This window comes from Cupriavidus pauculus, assembly GCF_022179805.1.
Classification (GTDB): domain Bacteria; phylum Pseudomonadota; class Gammaproteobacteria; order Burkholderiales; family Burkholderiaceae; genus Cupriavidus; species Cupriavidus pauculus_E.
Genome location: NZ_BPUO01000007.1, coordinates 395,758 through 413,538 on the forward strand (window position 1 = coordinate 395,758; position 17,781 = coordinate 413,538).

General features: G+C 66.2%; 11 protein-coding genes. 2 read left to right on the forward strand and 9 right to left on the reverse strand.

Annotated features, from left to right (window positions below):
* Positions 1 to 130: 130 nt before the first annotated feature.
* Together MFF62_RS17140 and MFF62_RS17145 are read left to right on the forward strand one after the other, a co-directional pair.
* Complete coding sequence (locus MFF62_RS17140; RefSeq protein WP_238264312.1) at positions 131 to 823, forward strand: response regulator; 693 nt, start codon at positions 131 to 133, stop codon at positions 821 to 823.
* A gap of 1 nt (position 824) precedes the next feature.
* Positions 825 to 2,303: a sensor histidine kinase gene (locus tag MFF62_RS17145; protein ID WP_238264313.1), complete on the forward strand. Its 1,479-nt coding sequence runs from the start codon at positions 825 to 827 to the stop codon at positions 2,301 to 2,303.
* Positions 2,304 to 2,473: 170 nt separating this feature from the next.
* Here MFF62_RS17145 and MFF62_RS17150 read toward each other — a convergent pair whose 3' ends face one another.
* The 9 genes from MFF62_RS17150 to MFF62_RS17190 form a co-directional block, all read right to left on the reverse strand.
* A complete protein-coding gene (locus MFF62_RS17150; protein ID WP_238264314.1) occupies positions 2,474 to 3,307 on the reverse strand; it encodes a ChaN family lipoprotein in 834 nt (277 codons plus the stop codon).
* Positions 3,304 to 3,660, reverse strand: a complete 357-nt coding sequence (locus tag MFF62_RS17155) for a DUF2149 domain-containing protein (protein ID WP_238264315.1) — start codon at positions 3,658 to 3,660, stop codon at positions 3,304 to 3,306. Before MFF62_RS17155 ends, MFF62_RS17150 begins: the two co-directional genes overlap by 4 nt.
* Positions 3,657 to 4,166 (reverse strand): MotA/TolQ/ExbB proton channel family protein, encoded by a 510-nt coding sequence (locus tag MFF62_RS17160; RefSeq protein ID WP_238264316.1) that lies wholly within the window; start codon positions 4,164 to 4,166, stop codon positions 3,657 to 3,659. The genes MFF62_RS17155 and MFF62_RS17160 overlap by 4 nt, the downstream gene beginning before the upstream one ends.
* A gap of 86 nt (positions 4,167 to 4,252) precedes the next feature.
* Positions 4,253 to 8,245 carry a cobaltochelatase subunit CobN gene (cobN, locus tag MFF62_RS17165; RefSeq protein WP_238264317.1) on the reverse strand — a complete coding sequence of 1,331 codons (3,993 nt, stop codon included), beginning with the start codon at positions 8,243 to 8,245 and terminating at the stop codon, positions 4,253 to 4,255.
* 16 nt (positions 8,246 to 8,261) lie between these two features.
* Complete coding sequence (locus tag MFF62_RS17170; protein WP_238264318.1) at positions 8,262 to 10,487, reverse strand: TonB-dependent hemoglobin/transferrin/lactoferrin family receptor; 2,226 nt, start codon at positions 10,485 to 10,487, stop codon at positions 8,262 to 8,264.
* Between the two features lie 382 nt (positions 10,488 to 10,869).
* Positions 10,870 to 14,058: an efflux RND transporter permease subunit gene (locus MFF62_RS17175; RefSeq protein WP_238264319.1), complete on the reverse strand. Its 3,189-nt coding sequence runs from the start codon at positions 14,056 to 14,058 to the stop codon at positions 10,870 to 10,872.
* A gap of 4 nt (positions 14,059 to 14,062) precedes the next feature.
* Positions 14,063 to 15,310, reverse strand: coding sequence for an efflux RND transporter periplasmic adaptor subunit (locus tag MFF62_RS17180; RefSeq protein ID WP_238264320.1), 1,248 nt, complete (start codon positions 15,308 to 15,310; stop codon positions 14,063 to 14,065).
* Between the two features lie 260 nt (positions 15,311 to 15,570).
* Positions 15,571 to 16,215, reverse strand: a complete 645-nt coding sequence (locus MFF62_RS17185) for an MOSC domain-containing protein (RefSeq protein WP_238264321.1) — start codon at positions 16,213 to 16,215, stop codon at positions 15,571 to 15,573.
* Positions 16,216 to 16,418: 203 nt separating this feature from the next.
* Positions 16,419 to 17,432 (reverse strand): D-2-hydroxyacid dehydrogenase family protein, encoded by a 1,014-nt coding sequence (locus MFF62_RS17190; protein WP_238264322.1) that lies wholly within the window; start codon positions 17,430 to 17,432, stop codon positions 16,419 to 16,421.
* Between the last annotated feature and the right edge of the window lie 349 nt (positions 17,433 to 17,781).

Genomic DNA, 17,781 nt, shown 5'->3' on the forward strand with positions numbered 1-17,781 from the left:
GATGAGGGCGCGATAGAGTGGACGCACCGCCCGCGGAAACACCTGGGGGCAGGGCGGAGGTATTATAGGCGCCCGCGGCACGCAGGTGCGGCCCGCGAGACATCGAGAAAGCGGGCAGAGGAGGTCCGGCATGCGCATCCTGCTGGTGGAAGACGAAGTGGAACTGGCCCGCTGGGTGGCCCGCGCACTGGAACAAGGCGGCTTTGTCATCGAGCACGTCGCCGATGGCCTGCAGGCGGAAGCTCGCCTGCAAGCCGAGGAATACGACGCCGTGGTGCTGGACTTGCGCCTGCCCGGCAAGGACGGTCTGGCCGTGCTCAAGAGCATGCGCGGCCGCGACGATCGCACCCCCGTGCTGATCCTGACCGCGCAGGACACGCTCGACGAACGCGTACGCGGCCTGAACCTGGGCGCCGACGACTATCTGCCCAAGCCATTCGCCATCGCCGAACTCGAAGCCCGCATCCTGGCGCTGATCCGCCGCAGCCGGGGCCGCGCGCATCCGCGCCTGCAATGCGGCACGCTGGTGTTCGATGGCGAGACCCGCAGCTTCACGCTTGGCGGTGCGCCGCTGTCGTTGACGCCGCGCGAATCGACGCTGCTAGGCGCCCTGCTGGCCCGCAGTGGCCAGCCGCTGACCAAGGCACAACTGCTGGACAAGGTCTTCTCGCTCGACGCCGACGTGAGCCCCGACGCCATCGAGGTGCTGGTCTACCGCCTGCGCAAGAAACTGACCGGACACGGCGTGACCATCGTCACGCTGCGCGGCTTCGGCTACCTGCTGGAGCCCGAGGCCACGGATACCCCCAAGGCCGGAGACTGACATGTGGCGCCGCCACCTGCGCCAGCGCGCGCGCCTGCCGGTGCGGCTGTGGCTGCGCGGCAGCCTGCGCCGCCAGTTGCTGATCCTGCTGGTGCCGGCGCTGGCACTGATGATGGCGGTCGACACGTGGTTCACGTACGGCACGTTGCGCGACGCCGCCAACACCGCTTATGACCGCTCGCTCTACGGGTCGGTCCGCACCATCGACAACGCCATCGGCATGGCCGGCGAAAGCGTGCAGCTCACGCTGCCCGACGCCGCGATGGAGATGTTCGAGACAGCCGCGCAGACCCACGTGTTCTATCGCGTGTCGATGGAGCGCGGCGGCGGCGTGGAGACCGTCACCGGCTACGACGATCTGCCGCTGCCCAAGGGCACGCTCGTCAACAACGTGCCTCGCTTCTACGACGCCGTCTATCACGGCGACCCGGTACGCATCGCCGCGATGGCCCGGCCGATCTATCGGCCCGACGCCAACATGCGCGTGATCATCCAGGTGGCGGAAACCGCCGAGCCGCGTGCCGCGCTGATCGGCAACGTATGGCGCAGCGCGCTGCTGCGCGACATCGCACTGATCGTGCTGTCGGCCGTGATCCTGGTGGGCGGCATCACCTACGTGCTCAAGCCGCTGCAACGGGTACGCGACGACGTGCGTGCCCGTTCGCCAGACGACCTGGCGCCACTGGCCTTTGACGTGGTGCCGGTGGAAGTGCGGCCGCTTGTCGATGCGGTCAACCTGCACGTGTCGCGATCCGAGGCCATGGCGCAATCGCAGACCCAGTTCATCGCCGACGCCGCGCACCAGTTGCGCACGCCGTTGGCCATTCTCAAGACGCAGGCGGAATTCGCGCAGCGCCAGTTGCAGGCGCGCCATGATGAGCCATCGCGTGAAGCCGCCGCCGAAGCAGTGGGCGGCATCGTCACGCAACTCGAACAGGCCGCGCGCCTGACCAACCAGCTACTGGCGCTGGCCCGAGTGAGACAACCCGCGCGCGATGGCACCACGCAGCACGACGAAGCGGCCGTCATCGACGCCGTCACGGTGGCCGAGCAGGTCGCGCTGGACTACCTGCCGCTCGCGCGCGGCAAGCAGCAGGACTTCGGCTGGGAGCGTCCCGCCGGACTGACGCTGCCGGTACGCGCCGACGCCGCGCTACTGCGCGAGGCACTGGCCAACCTGGTGCACAACGCTATCCAGTACTCGGGACGCGGCAGCCGCATCACGCTGTCCGCCGCGCGCCGCGATGGTCATGCATTGCTCGTGGTGGAAGACGATGGCCCGGGCATCCCCGAGAACGAACGCGAGAAGGTGTTCGCGCGCTTCTATCGCAGCGTGGAAAACACAGAGCCTGGTTCCGGACTTGGGCTAGCCATCACACGCGAGATGGCCGCGCGCTTCGGCGGCAAGGTGACGCTGCGCGACGCGACGCAGGGCAGGGGGTTAAGGGCGGAACTGGATTTTGAGATGACGGAGGGATAGCTTCCCGCATGATTGCTTACCTCTCGTCTTGCTCCCCTCTCCCACAAAGTGGGAGAGGGGTTGGGGGAGAGGGCCAGCGGATCTGCTTGCCGACGCATCGCAATTTGCACTGCAATGCCCTCTCCCCCGGCCCCTCTCCCGCGATGCGGGAGAGGGGAGCAAATACACCATCACTTCATCGGCTTGCCCATCACCGCGTCCTTGCACGGGTCCTCGCGTTCCTTGCCTGGCACGCGCACAACCTCGTCAAAACCTGCAGCCGACGAATCCTCCTCGATATACCCGATGCTCAGCACGCCCCCATCAGGCAGCCAGCGCGGCACGCCGATGTCGCGCCGCACATGCCCATTGCCGGCGATCAGCACGGCGCCACGGTTGGCATAGGGCCGCAACGTCTGCGCCATCACCGCATCGCGCGCAGCCTGGGCGTTAAGCATGCCGGGCAGCATCGCCTTGGGAAAGTGGCCGCAGTGGCCCGCATCCAGCACGGCAGTCTGCGCCACAACGATATCCGCCGGCAGCGCGTTATCGAGCCCCAGTGCCGCCTGCTGGTCCTTGGCGAAGACGTCGCCATACCCGCCACGCACGATCTTCGATGCGTCGGCGCGCGACAGATTGGCGGCGCGCAACGGCAGGTCGTACTCCAGCGCCAGCGCCACCAGAGGCTTGTACAGCGTCCAGTCCCAGCCGCTCTTGCCGCCGGCCTGCGCGATCAGGTAGTCGGCGTCATTGGGCCGCTCGCGGCGGGCGCGATCGATATCGGCCTGGCGTTCGCGGTCGAACTGTTCCATGGCGATGGCGGGACGCCAGCCCGTCTTCACCGCGCGCGTCAGCGCCTGCAGCCGCTGCTGCTGTGCCGGCGCGCTGTCATGGACCTCGCCCAGCAGCACGTACGACTTGCCCGCGAACTGCTGGCTCATGGCCTGCGGCGAGGGCGCGGTGGCGCAGCCGGTGGCGATCGATGCCGCCGCAATCAGGGTCAGCGAAACTAGGGGGCGCATCATGGCTTGGCAGTCTCCGGTTGCGATTGCGTTTGTGTTTGGGCCTGCGTGGTTTCCGGTACGTAGACCATCGACCCGTCCTTCATGCGATACGCCACACCCGCCTTGATGCCATCGCCAGACCCCACCTGACCGCTGGCCTGGTAGCGCACGATCTTCTCGCCCTGGCGCGACACGATTTCCATGTTGGGCTTGCCCGGATTCGAGATGATCGTCACGTCATTGTGCGTGAACGGGTTGAGCGGATTCTGTGCGATGGTCACGAGCAAGGTGGCAATCACCACCAGGAACACGTCGATCAGGTTGACCACCGACAGGATCGGGTCGTCGGCCTCGCTTTCCTCAAGGAACTTCATGCCTCGGACTCCCACTGCGGGTTCGATTGACCCAGCCACACCAGTTCCTCAGCCAGCCAGCGCCGGCGCACGTTGACCACCCAGAACGTAATGCTGGCCGCGATCAGCGCCAGGATCACCGCCGAGAATGCAATCGTCAGGTTCTCGCCCACGTTGGCCAGGTTGCCGCCGGACAGGCTCTTCAACGCCGGCCCCATCGGGATCATCGTGGCCACCAGCCCCAGCATCGGCGCCACGCGCGTGGCAATGCGCGGGCGCTCCAGCAGCCGGTGCGCGGTTACATCGAGTGCGTCGGGGTTGCTGACCTTGTGGCGGCGCGCCCAGGTCACCAGCGGATAGCCGCGTCCGGTGTTGATCGCGTTGCGGCTGCGCAGCCAGGCCTGCATCGCAAAGTCGCCCAGGGCCCAGAACGCGTAGAGGAACAGCAGGCCGATCAGCGCCAGCGTCGGGTACAGGAACAACTGGCCGACGTCATACATCAGGGTTTCAAGCAGGGTGGGTGTCATGGTCGAGCGTCTTAAATAAATCGATGCGATAAATATCGTGAAGCAAAAAATTGCGTATTAAATTCATCCATAAAATAGATTGCAGGTCATCCGCTCAGGCGTCGGCGCGCGCTAATGGCACCCCCGACGATGGCCGCAGCCAGCGCAATGCCGCCGGCCAGCCACGATAGCACCGGCACGATCGCTGCCGCCGGAGGCTGGCGTGCTTCGAGCTTCATGCCCTGCACCGGCTTGGGCTTGGGTTGGGCTGGCGCCGCCGGCTGGAGCGGCGTTACCGGCCCGGGCGCCTGCGCGGCGGGCGTCGTCGGCGCGGCCGGTTTCGGCGCTGGCCTGGCTGGCGCTGCCGGGGGCGCCGTACCAAAACCAGCGGCCGCCACGCTGGCGCGATAGGCGTTGAACTGCCGGTTGCTGCTGCGCACGTCGTGGCGTTGGGCCAGATCGTCGTACCGCTTCGCCAGCGTCTTCAGCAGCGCCGCATCGGCACTCCAGTAGCCCTTGCGCGCCGCTTCGAGCATGCGCTCGATAACCTGGGCTTGCGCCTGGGGCGCGTGGCGTTCGAACCATTCGTTCAGGCCGAGCTTGTGCTTGTCGTTGACATAGACCTCGGCAAACTCCGTCCACTGGTCGTCGCGCACAATCTCGGGCGAAACGGCGGTCCAGCCCCAGAAGTTGTTCACGGTATCCAGCACGTTCAGCGCGCCGCTGTAGCCTTCGGCCTTCATGCCTTCGATCCAGCCCGGATGAAAGTAGCGTGTGCGCAGCTCGGTGGCCAGGAAACCCGCAGCGGTTTCCGTCTTCGCGTGGTTGGCATCGCGCAGATTCGAGATCAGCAATTCCGGCGCCTTGCCGGTCAGGTGCCGCACGGCCAGCCCGATGCCGCCCAGGTACTGGAACGGATCGTCGGTGGTCAGCATGCCGTACAGGTTCGAACTGCGCGCCAGCAGCGCACCATCCACGCCCTTGAGGTTTTCCGCGTAGAGATTGGCCTGCGGCAGCTTCTCGCCCCAGTGCTGCTCATCCGGCCCGTAGGCGTACTGCATGCGCGACAGGTACAGGTTGGCCAGCTTGGCATCGGCCGCCTTGCCACTGCCAAACGTGTCCGTCTCCAGCGCCGCGTCGCTCAAGCCCGTCCCGTAGTTGCCCGATTCGCTGGCAAAGATACGCGTGATGGCCAGGCCGTCGAGCCGGTCAGGTGCCACACCCAGCTTCACCAGCCGCGCGCGCACGTCGCGCGTATTGGCGGCCACCACGTTGCCGGGCTCGGACTGCGCGGCGGCAAGCTTGACTGCTTCGGCCAGCCATTTCATCAGGTTCGGGAAATGGTCGCGATAGAGTCCCGTGGCCGATAGCACTACGTCCACGCGCGGCCTGCCCAGTTCGCTGGCCGGTATCGCTTCCACGCCGACCACGCGCCCGCCGCTATCCCATTTCGGTCGGATGCCCAGCACCGCCATCGCCTGGGCTTCGAGCATGCCCTGGTGTCGCATCGTCTCGACGCTCCATAGCGAAAACGCCAGCTTCTTCGGGTACTGCCCATGACGTTTGCGCCAGTCGGCAATCATAGCTTCGGCAGCGGCCTGGCCGGCCTTCCACGCTTCGCGGCTGGGCACTTTCGATGGATCGAAACCATAAAGGTTGCGGCCGGTTGGCAGCGCATCGGGATTGCGCACCGGATCGCCGCCAGTGCCCGTCATCACGTGCCGCCCGGCCAGCGCGTTCAGCAGGCCTTCCGTTTCCGGGCTCGCATCGAGGCTCGCGTAGAGCGTTCTTGCGCGCTGCATGTCCTCGCGCTGGCGTGGATCGGCCAACGATTCGAGCGGTGCGTTGTCGACGACGTAGCGGTGGATCATTGCGTAGGGCGCGGTCTTCGACAGTTGCGCGTAGTCCACCGCGAACAATTCCTCGGGCTCATCCGGGAACACGCGCTTGAGCCAGTCGCGGCCCAGCATCGCCATCGTCGTGTAGAGCCGCAACCCCTGGTCCTGCGACTGCCCAAACGTATGCAGCCCGTACGGCTGCAGCGTGCCGCCGAGTTCGTGCAGGTGAATATGCAACGCATCGAGGTAGGCCGCGAAGCCGGCACGCGCGCGCGCTTCGGTCCAGCCCATGTCTTCGAACATGTGCATCGACCGGCTGCGCGACAGGATGTCGGCCGCCAGCGTGTCCTTCACCGCGCCGTCGTCCTGCGCCAGGTAAGCATGCAACTGGTCGTGCAAATGTGTGAGCTTGGTATGCAGCCCCGCCGGCCGGAACGGCGGCGTCTGGTGGCTGACGATCACCGCGCGGCCGCGCCGCTTGGCCTGGATGGCCTCGCCAACGTCATCGACGATGTACGGGTAGATCACCGGCACGTCGCCAAGCACCAGGTACGGCGGGTCAGTCACGGCGAGCGCGCGCTCCTTGCCGGGCGTCCATTCCTGCGTGCCGTGCGTGCCGTAGTGCACCAACGCATCGCGATCCTGGCGCGCCCACAGATAGGCGGCCATGTAGAAGTGGTTCAGCGGCGTGGCGGTCGAGTGATAGAGCGCCTTTTCGTCCGATGCGCTACGTTCGCCGCGCGGCGGCACCGGCATCAGCGTCACGTTGCCGAGCCGCAGACGCGGGATCACGAAGCCAGCCTCGCCATTGCGCGTGGTGGCCATCGACGATTGCTCGGGCCGGCCCCAGCGCTCCGTCACGGCGGCACGCAGCGCCGCAGGCTGCGCGTCGTACCACGCACGGTAGCGCGACATCGGCATCCATTCGGCCAACCCGGCATCGAGCAGCGGTTGCAGGCGGTCCGGTCGATAGAACGGCGCCAGCAGCGCACCGAGGTCGCGTTGCAACGCCGTCTCGTCCAAAGTCTCGGTGCGATACCCCGCTGCATGCAAAGCACCCAGAGTACCGGCCAGGCTGCGGGGCAGGTTCAGGAACGACGCCGACAGGTTCTTCTCGCCCGCCGGGTAGTTGTAGAACAGGATCGCGACGCGCTTGTCCGCATTGGGCGTGCGCTGCAGCCGTGTCAGCGCCACCGCCTTGCTGGCCACAGCATCGACCTGTGCCGGCAGGCCGACGATGGCGCCGTCCTGCTTCGATGTTGCAGCGGCCATGATCGGGTCGATCACGCCGGCCAGTTCCGGCTGCACGAGATAGAACGGTGTATCGGTCAGGCTGATACCGTGCGGATCGGCAGCCCATTCAGCGGCGTCGCCCTTGCGGTACGGCATGACCTGCAGCACCGGGATACCCAGCGCCTTGAACTCGGCCTTGCGGCCCTGCGGGTTGAGCATGATCTGCCCGTTGACCAGCACATCGACCACGCGCTTGCCGTCCGGCGCGGCCATGCGCGTGATACCGTCAGCGTCCATGACCGGGCCATAGAACACCAGCGCCCGTGCGTGGCGGGCTTCGATACCGGCAATCAGATCGTCGATGAACGCGCTGTCCAGCCCCGACACGTAGGCCTGATGGATCGCCACGCCGATCACCGGCCTGCCATCGGTGCCCGACGCCTGCAACGCCTCGGCGGCCGACGTCGTGATTACGTTCGGCAGACGCGGGTGGTAGTAAGCCGCCTTGGGAAAGACTACGGGCGCCGGAATCGATCGATCGTCACGCAAGCGGAAGTGATCGGCCGCCAGCGTACGCATCATCGCATCGAAGTTTGCGCGGCCGCCGTTGGCGTAGTACGCCTGCAGACGCGTGGCCAGCTTGGCGTCGATGCCATGTGCCTCCGCGCGGTCGGTCGACAGCAACACGCGCGCCGTGTTCGAGTTCGTCCACAGGGGCCCGAGCTGGCCGAGCATCGCCGTGACGATGTGGTCGCGCGGCGCGTCGACGATCAGCAGGTCGGTCTTCGTCACGAACGCATCGAGTTCCTGCGCGGACAGCTTCTCGATGTAGCGCGCCTCCAGCGTCATGCCGTGCTGGCGTGCCATCTCGCGCAGCGGCTCGAACTTGCCCGCCGGCACCGGCGAAGTGGTCAGCACATGCACGCCTGGGACTTCAGTCGCGGCATGGGCCACCTGCATCAGCAGTGAGAACAGCATCAGCAAGCCGTACCACGCCAGCCATCTTGTCATTGTCGATTGTGGGGACATCGTGTCTCCTGGCGCGTCAGAAGGCGAGTTTCACCGCGGCGGCAAACGTGCGGCCCGGCTGCGTGTAGAAGTCGAGGCCCGGCTCCGTGGCCGATACGCCGGTCTGGCGCACATCGCCCCACAGCCAGTACTTCTTGTCGAACAGGTTGTTCACCGCCAGCGTCAGCGTGGCGCGCTTGCCAAAGCGCCACCATGCCTGCAGGTCAACCACGCCATAACCACTCGGCTTGAAGTAAGTGAACGACGAATCGTCGGTGCGCGTCACGGCCTTGGCACCGCGCCACCGCAACGCCGCTCCGGGACCATCGCCCACCGATGCCTCCCAGGTCAGCCCCGCCGCCGCGCGCAGCGGCGACACGGTGTTCAGCGGCTGGTCTGTCTGCTCATTGGTGCCATGCGCGTAGGCCAGCGCGCCATCGATCCGCCATTGCGGCAGCAAGCGCCACACGCCACGCCATTCAGCGCCGTAGATACGTACCTTGACCTGGTTGCGGTACTGGTAAGTGGCACGCATCCCCGGCAGGCACGCCGGATCGGCCGGGCACGTTAGCTGCACCTGTTCGATGAAATCGCGGTACCGGTTGTCGAACACGGCAAGGCTGGTCTGCACGTTCTCGTCGGTGTAGCGCACGCCCACCTCGAACGAGCGGCTTTTCTCCGGATTCAGGTCGCCATTGGGCGCCGCGCCATAGCCCTGCACCGGATTGCGGAAGCTGCCGTTGATCTGCTGGTAATTCGGCGCGCGATAACCAAACACATACTGCGCCCAGACGTTGACGCGATCGGTGGCCTGCCACAGCGCCGACAGTTTCGGCGACAGGTTCGAATCGCTCTTGCTGATGGCCGGCCGGGCAGCCACGCTGTTGTAGAGCGGGTCGTCGTCGGGGCTCAGCGAATAGTGGTCGAAGCGCAGCCCCGGTGTCAGCGTGATGCGGCCATCCATGACGCGCAGTTCGTCCTGCACGAACACGCCCACCTGACGCGTTTCGCCAGCGGGGAAGTCATGCAGCGGGAAGTTCTCGCCCGCCAGCGACTTCGTGGTGACGCCGGTCGTGGCATTGGTCGCGGTGACGTCGCGGTACTCCTGCGATTCGGTACGGATGAAGTCCACCCCACCGATCAGGCGATGGGCCACGGATCCCGTATCGAACGCCTTGTCCGCCTGCAGGTTGAAACCGGTCTGCTGCTGCTCGAAGCCGAAGCCCAGCGCGACGTTGCACAGGTTCACGCCGGCGCTCGTGCCCGAACACCCCGCGCTGGTGCGGCTGCGCACCTGGCTGGTATCGGTGGCGGTCTGGCTCTTCTGGTAGTAGACCGACGCGGTCAGGCGATCGAGCACGCCATTGCCGGGCCGCCAGTCGTAATCCAGCGATACGCGATCGCGCTTCAGATCTTCGGTGCCGCTGGCCGACGTCACGCGCGGCAACGACGGCGACAGGCGCAGCATGTCGGTGCTGCTGCTGGCGTCGCGGTGCTCGTAGGTCAGCTTGAAGCGCTGGCGCGGCGTGGCATCGAGCACGATCTTGCCGAGGTAGGCATTGCTTTCCACGTCCTGCGGGTTGGGGGCTGTACGCGACACCGACACGCTATCGTCGCCACCCATGTTCTGCATCGCGTGCGCCTTGCGGTGCGCGTACATGAACAGGCCCTGGATCATGTCGTTGCCGCCAGCCACGCCGGCGGTCTGGCCAAAGCCGTTGTCGATGCCGTTCCAGGCGAGTCCTGCTTCGCCGCCGGCGGCCTTGCCGCGCATCAGGTCCTTAGGGTCCTTGGTTGCATACGACACCACGCCGCCAATCGCGTCAGACCCGTACAGGCTCGATGCGGGGCCGCGCAGCACTTCCACGCGTTTCAGGAACGAGAACTCGGGCGCGTCGCGGGTGGACGTGGAGATGTTCGACGGCCCGCCTCCGCTGTAGAAATCGGGCAGGCGCACGCCATCCACCATCTGCAGCACACGGTTGTCCTCGATGCCGCGAATGTTGATGCTGCCAGCGCCATAGCGGCGACGGTCGCGCGGCACGTCGATGTCGGGCTCGTCGGCGAACAGGCCGGCTTCGTCCACCGGCATGGACTGCTCGATCTTGCGCGCATCCTCCACGGTGATCGTCGATGCCACGGCATCGGCGCGCTCCTCGGTACGCGTGGCAGTGACCACGACTTCCCCCAATTGCCGGACTTCGGCCGCATACAGCGGCGCGCAAAGCGCCGCGCAAATGGCGACCGGAAAACAGCGTTTCATGATTTCCCCTCTCAGATGAGCGAAACGCTGGCTGGCTGAGTGCCGCACCGGGGTTGGTCCGGTCGACAGGGGGCGGATGGCTGGCTTGCGTGATCGAGGCGCGCTTTATGGGATCGTGATTGCTGCGCCTTCGAAAACGAGAATTATTCTCGTTTGAGGCGAGAGAGGCAAGTGGGGAAGGGGAAAGGCGGTGGGGGAGTGTGGTTTTTACTGCTCCCATCTCAGTCTTACTCCCCTCTCCCGCGAAGTGGGAGAGGGGTTGGGGGTGAAGGCTAGCGGCTCTGCTTGCCGACTGCTCAGTATTTGAACCGCTGCGCCCTCACCCCCGGCCCCTCTCCCGCAAGGCGGGAGAGGGGAGCAAAACAAAGGGGCTACGAAAGCCTCAATGCACCGCTTCCACCTGCTTTTCCTGCAGCGGATTGCCTTCGGCATCGATCTGCAGCGGGCCGGTACCCGAGTAGCGGTCCAGCGCCAGGTAGATCACCGGCGTGATGAACAGCGTGATGACCTGCGAGAACAGCAGGCCGCCCACCACGGCCAGGCCCAGCGGCTGGCGCAGTTCGGCGCCGGCGCCCAGGCCCAGGGCCAGCGGCAGGGCGCCCATCACGGCGGCGAAGGTGGTCATCATGATCGGTCGGAACCGCAGCAGGCACGCCTGGCGAATCGCCTTTGCTGGCGCCATGCCCTGTTCACGCTGCGCCGCCAGCGCGAAGTCGATCATCATGATCGCGTTCTTCTTGACGATGCCGATCAGCATCAGCACACCGATCGTTGCAATCAGCGACAGTTCGACATTGAAGATGAACAGCGTCAGCAGCGCGCCGATGGCCGCCGACGGCAGGCCGGCCAGGATCGTCAGCGGGTGGATGTAGCTCTCGTAGAGCACTCCCAGCAGCGTGTAGATGACCGCGATGGCCGCCACCAGCAGCACCACCTGCGTGGCCTGCGACGACTGGAACACGGCCGCGTCACCGCCCCAGCTCGTGAAGATCGATGCGGGCATATCGATCTCCTTGCGGTACTGGTCCATCAGCTTCGACGCATCGCCCAGCGCCGCGCCCGGTGCCAGGTTGAACGACACCGTCACCGATGGCAGTTGGCCCTGGTGGTTCACGGCAATCGGGCCCACGCGGCGCTCGGTGGTGGCGAAGGCCGACACCGGCACCATCTGCCCGGTCTTGCTGCGCACGTAGAGCTTGGAGAACGCGGTTTCGTCCACACGATCGATGTCGGCGGCGGTCAGGATCACGTAGTAGTTGTCGATCGGCGTATAGATCGTCGACACCTGGCGCTCGCCGAATGCCGTGTACAGCGCCGCGCGCACGTCCTGCATCTGCACGCCCATCGCATTGGCCTTGTCGCGGTCGATGGTCAGTTGCGCTTCCAGGCCCGACTGCTGCGAATCGCTGGTCACGTCGCGGAACACCGGCTCGGCGCGCATCCTGGCCATGAGCTTGTCGCTGAACTCCTGCAACTGGCCCGCCTTCACGCTCTGCAGCGTGTACTGGTAGCGGCTCTTGCTCTGGCGGCCGCCCAGGCGCAGGTTCTGCACCGGCGAGAAATACACCTGCAGGCCCGGCACGCCTGATACGTCTTTGCGCAGCGATTCCACCACTTGCGGCATCTTGGGGCGCTGGCCCAGCGGCTTCAGCTCCACGAACATGCGGCCCGTGTTGATGGCTGGCGACGGGCCACCACCGATCGACGCCACCACGCTCTTCACGGCCGGATTGGCGCGAATGCGCTCGGCGGCGTCGCGCAGGCGCTCGGACATCGCATCGAACGAAATATCCTGCGGACCTTCGGCATTGACCTGGATCTGGCCGATGTCTTCCTCGGGGAAGAAACCCTTGGGAATCTTCACGAACAGCACGGCGGTCAGCACGAACGTCAAACCCGCCACGGCCAGTACCACGCGCCGGTGCGCCAGGCACCAGTCAAGGCCACGCGCGTAGTTGTGCAGCGTCCACTCGAACAGGTCTTCGAACCATTGCGTGGCACGCAGGCCGATGGTCTGCTTCTGCGCCACGCGCGGCGCGGCGGCGGCGTGGTCGCCGTAGGCGTGCTGCGATTCGTCCACCGGCACGTTCTCGGCCGACAGGAAGCGCGCGCACAGCATCGGGATCAGCGTCAGCGACACCAGCGCCGATACCAAAATAGACAGCGACACCACCGCCGCGAACTCGTGGAACAGCAGGCCGATCACGCCCGGCATGAAGAAGATCGGGATGAACACGGCAACCAGCGAGATCGAGATCGACAGAATCGTAAAGCCCATCTCGCGCGAGCCCACCAGCGCGGCCTTCAACGGCGGCACGCCTTCCTCGATGTGCCGCACGATGTTTTCCAGCATCACGATGGCGTCGTCCACCACCAGGCCCACGGCCAGCGTGATGGCCAGCAGCGAAACGTTGTCGAGGCTGTAGCCGAATGCCTTCATCAGCGCCACCGTGCCGATCAGCGAGATCGGCAGCGACACGGTGGGAATCAGCGTGGCGGCGGCGCGGCGCAGGAACAGGAAGATCACCATCACCACCAGCGCCACCGTCAGCGCCAGCGTGAACTGCACGTCATGGATCGATTCGCGGATCGAGTTCGAGCGGTCGTTCACCACGCTCACGTTGACCGACGACGGCATCTGCTGCACCAGGCGCGGCAGCGCGCCCTTGATGGCGTCCACCACGGCCACGGTGTTGGCATCGGGCTGGCGCAGCACGGCCAGCACGATCGAGCGTTCGTTGTTGAGCCAGCTACCGGTCTTGATGGTCTCGACGCTGTCTTCCACATCGGCCACGTCCGACAGGCGCACCACGGCGCCACTGGGCTGGCTGGCCACGATGATGTTGCGGAACGCGTCGGCGCTGGTCATCTGGCGGTTGGCCTGGATGGTCAGCGTCTGCCGCGCGCCGTCAAGCGTACCCACGGGGGTGTTGGCGTTGGCGCGATTCAGCGCGGTGGCCAGCTCGTCGAGCGTCATGCCGCGTGCGGCCAGGGCATCAGGGTGGGCGCGCACGCGCACCGAAAAGCGCTTCTGGCCAAAGATCTGCACCTGCGCCACACCCGGCAACGTGGCCAGCGTGGGCGAGATCAGGTTATCGCCAAACGCGTTGAGGTCGCCCAGGCTCATCGACGGCGAGTTGATGGCCAGCAGGATCACCGGCGCATCGGCCGGATTCACCTTGCGGTACGACGGCGGCACCGTCATCTCGATCGGCAGCGAGCGTTGCGCGCGGAACAGCGCGGCCTGCACGTCCACGGCCGCGTCGTCGATATTGCGATCGCTGTTGAATTCGATCGTGATGCTCGAATTGCCAAGCGTGTTCGACGAACTGATCACGGTCACGCCCGGAATCGTCGCGAACTGCTTTTCCAGCTGGGTGGCCACCGACGCGGCCATGGTCTCGGGGCTGGCCCCGGGCAGCGTGGCCGTGACCTGGATCACGGGCGAATTGAAGCTGGGCAGCGCCGCGATAGGAATCGTCGGGTACAGCACGATGCCGGTGACGATGACGGCCAGGCACAGCAGCACCGTCATCACGGGCCGGCGGATACAGAGCTCGGACAGCGACATGGTCTTAGTGTCCGCCGTTGGCCGGCGCGGCCGGCGCCGAAGCACCCGCGGCGCCCTTGGCGGTGGCTTCGCGCACCAGGCTGCCCGGGCGCAGGTTCTGCGCGCCTTCCGTCACGACACGGGCGCCCGGCTGCACGCCTTCCACCACGGCGGCGGCGGCGGTGGTCACCACCACCTTGACCGGCACACGCGCCACCTTGGCGTCGGGCTGCACGGTGTAGACAAAGCGCCCTTCAGGGCCGGTCACCACGGCTTGCGGCGGCACGCTCAGCGCGTTCTTCAGCACCTGCACCGTGGCGTTCACGTTGGCGTAGGTGCCGGGCCAGAGCCGGTGTTCGTCGTTGGGGAACATCGCCTTGACGCGGATGCTGCCGTATTGCGGATCGACAGTGTTGTCGATGAACGTGATCTTGCCGGTCACCGGTGCCGGATTGCCGTCGTTGGGCTGGGCGGTCACCGTGACCGGCGCGGCCTGCAGCGCCTCGCGCAGCGCGGCGAGCTGGCGCTCGGGCAGCGTGAACATGACCGTGATCGGCGCGATCTGGGCAATCGTCACCATCGCGGGCGTGGTGGTGGTGTTGGCCGGCGTGACCAGCGAGCCGGGGAACACGTTGATCACACCGGTACGGCCGCCGATGGTGGCGCGGATCTCGCCATAGCTGATGGCCACCTTGCCGGCGTCGATGGCGGCCTGGTCGGCGCGGATCGTGGCTTCGAAGCCGTCGACCTTGGCCTGGGCGGTATCCACGGCGCTGCGCGAGATGAAGTTCCGCTGCAGCAGTTCCTGGCTACGCGCCAGCGTGCGGCGCGCATCGGACAGGTCGGCCTGGTCCCGCATGAGCTGAGCCCGCGCCTTGGCCAGGTTGGCCTCGTCCATGCGGGTGTCCAGCGTGAACAGCAGGTCGCCCGGCTTCACGGACTGGCCTTCCTTGATATGCACGGTGCGCACAGTGCTGGAAACCTGCGGACGCACGTCCACGGTCTGCATGGCCGTCACCGTGCCATTGGCCGTGACTTCCACGGGCACATCGCCCTGGGCAACCTGCGCCGTGGTCACCGTGGTGACGGCCGGCCCCTTGGCGGCCGGCTTGGGCGCGAACCACGTCTTCCAGCCAAACCAGCCAGCCAGCGCCAGTACCAGCACGCCAACGACCGCCATCCAGGGCGATGCACGCCCACGGCCGGTGGCGGCGGCCGCGCTCCAGTTGCCATCGACGAAGCCCTTGGGCTGGTCGATCCCGTCAGTTTTCATGTGAGGACCCTCAAATACCCCATGGCGCGCTCCCCAAATGGCACCGGTTTCTTGGAACCGGTTTCGCCCGCGCAAACCGCTACTAGTACCGCATTGCCCTATTCAGGCAAAGCGCGATGTATTACAAGCCATTACAGCATCGTAGGGGGAGGATGTCTGGACCAGTGATGAGGGTCGGTCGAAATGCTTGTATCTGATACAAAACATTAGCAGAAAAGCATGACGACTCAACTCGGGAGAAACGCGGGAAAAGGCCCGGTTCAGGCGTGCGGGCGCTCGTTCAGGCATTCCAGCGACAGCTGCCGGGGGCCAGGGGTCAGCACCATGGTGTCGCCGGCGCGGATTACCCCAGGCCGTGCAACGCTCAGATACACACCCGTAAAGCCGGTGCGGGCCATGTCGCGCACGGCGTGCGCGTAACCCATCACGGCATTGAGCTTGCAGTTCGGGCGGCGTGGCGATTCCACCACAAATTCGACTTCGCCGATGCGCAGGCGGTCGCCCACCCACAGCCTGGCTTCGAGCAGGCCCTGCGTGGTCAGGTTCTCGCCCAGGGCGCCAAAGGCCAGCGGACGCTCGGCCTCTTCCACGCACGCCTCGCGGCGGCGGCCGTTCCACCACGTGTAATGCTCGATCGGATAGGCATAGACGGCCCGGCGCGGGCCGCCATGGATGGCGCGGTCGACCTGTTCGTCGCCGGCCATGCCCAGGCGGTGCACACCCACGGCAATCGGGTGGTGCAGGGTGCTGAGCGGATGCTTGCGGATGGCGGACATCACCACGGCCTCGCTGCCGGCGCCGGCCACCACCAGGGGCAGCGCCGTGCCGACATTGACCGCCAGTACGCGGCCGACGGCCGTGCCGCCGGCGCCTGCGGAATTGGGACGCGGATCGGATTCGGCCACGGGACGCCCTCCTTGCGTGTGCGGGGCCTGCGCGAGTACACAGCCACACAGTGTCACGCGCTGACGTTGTGCAACGAGTGTACCGGCTCGTCCGCTTGTTTGAAGGTGGGTAATGTGGGGAAACAGACGCACGCCGGCGTGGCGTGCGTCGGGCCCGGATCGGGCGGAAACCGGCCCGATATCAGCGCAAATTCAGCGCAAGATCAGCGCGAGAGCGCCGGGGTCAGGGCCTTGGGATTGGCGATGCTGTCGTGCTTGCCGCTCAGGACGTCGAGGATGTTCTGGAACGCCGTGCGGAAGTACAGCTCGTAGCTGTCGCGCTCCACGTACCCCAGGTGCGGCGTGCAGATGCAGTTTTCCATGCGCAGCAGCGCGTGGCCCTGCAGGATCGGCTCCGACTCGAACACATCCACGGCCGCCATGCCCGGGCGGCCCCGGTTCAGCGCCGCCACCAGCGCGTTTTCCTCGATCAGCTCGGCACGGCTGGTATTGACGAACAGGGCCGTGGGCTTCATGCGCTGCAGGTCGGCCAGCTTGACGATGCCGCGCGTCTCGTCGTTCAGGCGCAAGTGCAGCGACAGCACATCGCTGTCGGTGAACAGCTGCTCGACCGATTCCGCCACGTTCAGCCCGTCCTCGCGTGCGCCCTGCAGCGACGCCTCGCGGCCCCACACCAGCACGTTCATGCCGAACGCCCGCCCGAAGCCGGCCAGCAGCCGGCCAATCTTGCCGTAACCCCAGATGCCCAGCGTCTGGCCGCGCAGCACCTGGCCCAGCCCGAAGTTGGGCGGCATGGTGGTCGATTTCAGGCCCGACTGCTGCCAGGCGCCGTGCTTGAGGCTGGCCACATACTGGGGAATACGACGCTGGGCGGCCATGATCAGCGCCCAGGTCAGTTCGGCCGGCGCCACGGGCGAACCCACGCCTTCAAGTACCACCACGCCGCGGTCGGTACAGGCTTCCAGGTCCACATGGCTCCCGGCACGGCCGGTCTGGCTGATGATCTTGAGCTTGGGCAGCTTTTCCAGCAGTTGGCGCGTCACCCGCGTGCGTTCGCGGATCAGGACCAGCGCTTCTACGTCGGAAAGCCGGGCGGCCAGCTGGCCCACGCCCTTGACGGTGTTGTTGAAGACCTTGACGTCATGCCCTTCGAGCAGCGAAAAGCACGGCAACTTGCGAACGGCGTCCTGGTAATCGTCGAGAACGGCAATCTTCATGGGTGACTCTTTGACCTCGGGGGCTTGGTGCGCGCGGCCACAGAATCAGCGCGCGACCGACAGTATTGTTGACTTCCCTGACGCAACATTGACAGATGCCAAGTCCCGTCGGGCCACCCCCGCGCGGCAACCTCGCGGGTGGAGTTTCAGGCATTCCGACGGGGGCGACAATGCTGCGCAGCAAAAAACAGGGTGTCCGTACAGTGGTATTCTTGCCCGCCTCCACGGCGCAACAGTGCGGTCGAGCCATGCTCCCGCCCTCTGTTCGCCGCCGGACAATGCCCGACCTGACCCTGCCGCCCGCCAAAAGCGGGCGAAGCGCAACTGTAGCGCAGCCGCAGGGACCCCC

Coding starts and splice junctions, on each gene's coding strand:
- MFF62_RS17140 (WP_238264312.1), top strand. CDS start 131: ATGCGCATCCTGCTGGTGGAAGACGAAGTGGAACTGGCCCGCTGGGTG.
- MFF62_RS17145 (WP_238264313.1), top strand. CDS start 825: ATGTGGCGCCGCCACCTGCGCCAGCGCGCGCGCCTGCCGGTGCGGCTG.
- MFF62_RS17150 (WP_238264314.1), bottom strand. CDS start 3,307: ATGATGCGCCCCCTAGTTTCGCTGACCCTGATTGCGGCGGCATCGATC.
- MFF62_RS17155 (WP_238264315.1), bottom strand. CDS start 3,660: ATGAAGTTCCTTGAGGAAAGCGAGGCCGACGACCCGATCCTGTCGGTG.
- MFF62_RS17160 (WP_238264316.1), bottom strand. CDS start 4,166: ATGACACCCACCCTGCTTGAAACCCTGATGTATGACGTCGGCCAGTTG.
- cobN (WP_238264317.1), bottom strand. CDS start 8,245: ATGTCCCCACAATCGACAATGACAAGATGGCTGGCGTGGTACGGCTTG.
- MFF62_RS17170 (WP_238264318.1), bottom strand. CDS start 10,487: ATGAAACGCTGTTTTCCGGTCGCCATTTGCGCGGCGCTTTGCGCGCCG.
- MFF62_RS17175 (WP_238264319.1), bottom strand. CDS start 14,058: ATGTCGCTGTCCGAGCTCTGTATCCGCCGGCCCGTGATGACGGTGCTG.
- MFF62_RS17180 (WP_238264320.1), bottom strand. CDS start 15,310: ATGAAAACTGACGGGATCGACCAGCCCAAGGGCTTCGTCGATGGCAAC.
- MFF62_RS17190 (WP_238264322.1), bottom strand. CDS start 17,432: ATGAAGATTGCCGTTCTCGACGATTACCAGGACGCCGTTCGCAAGTTG.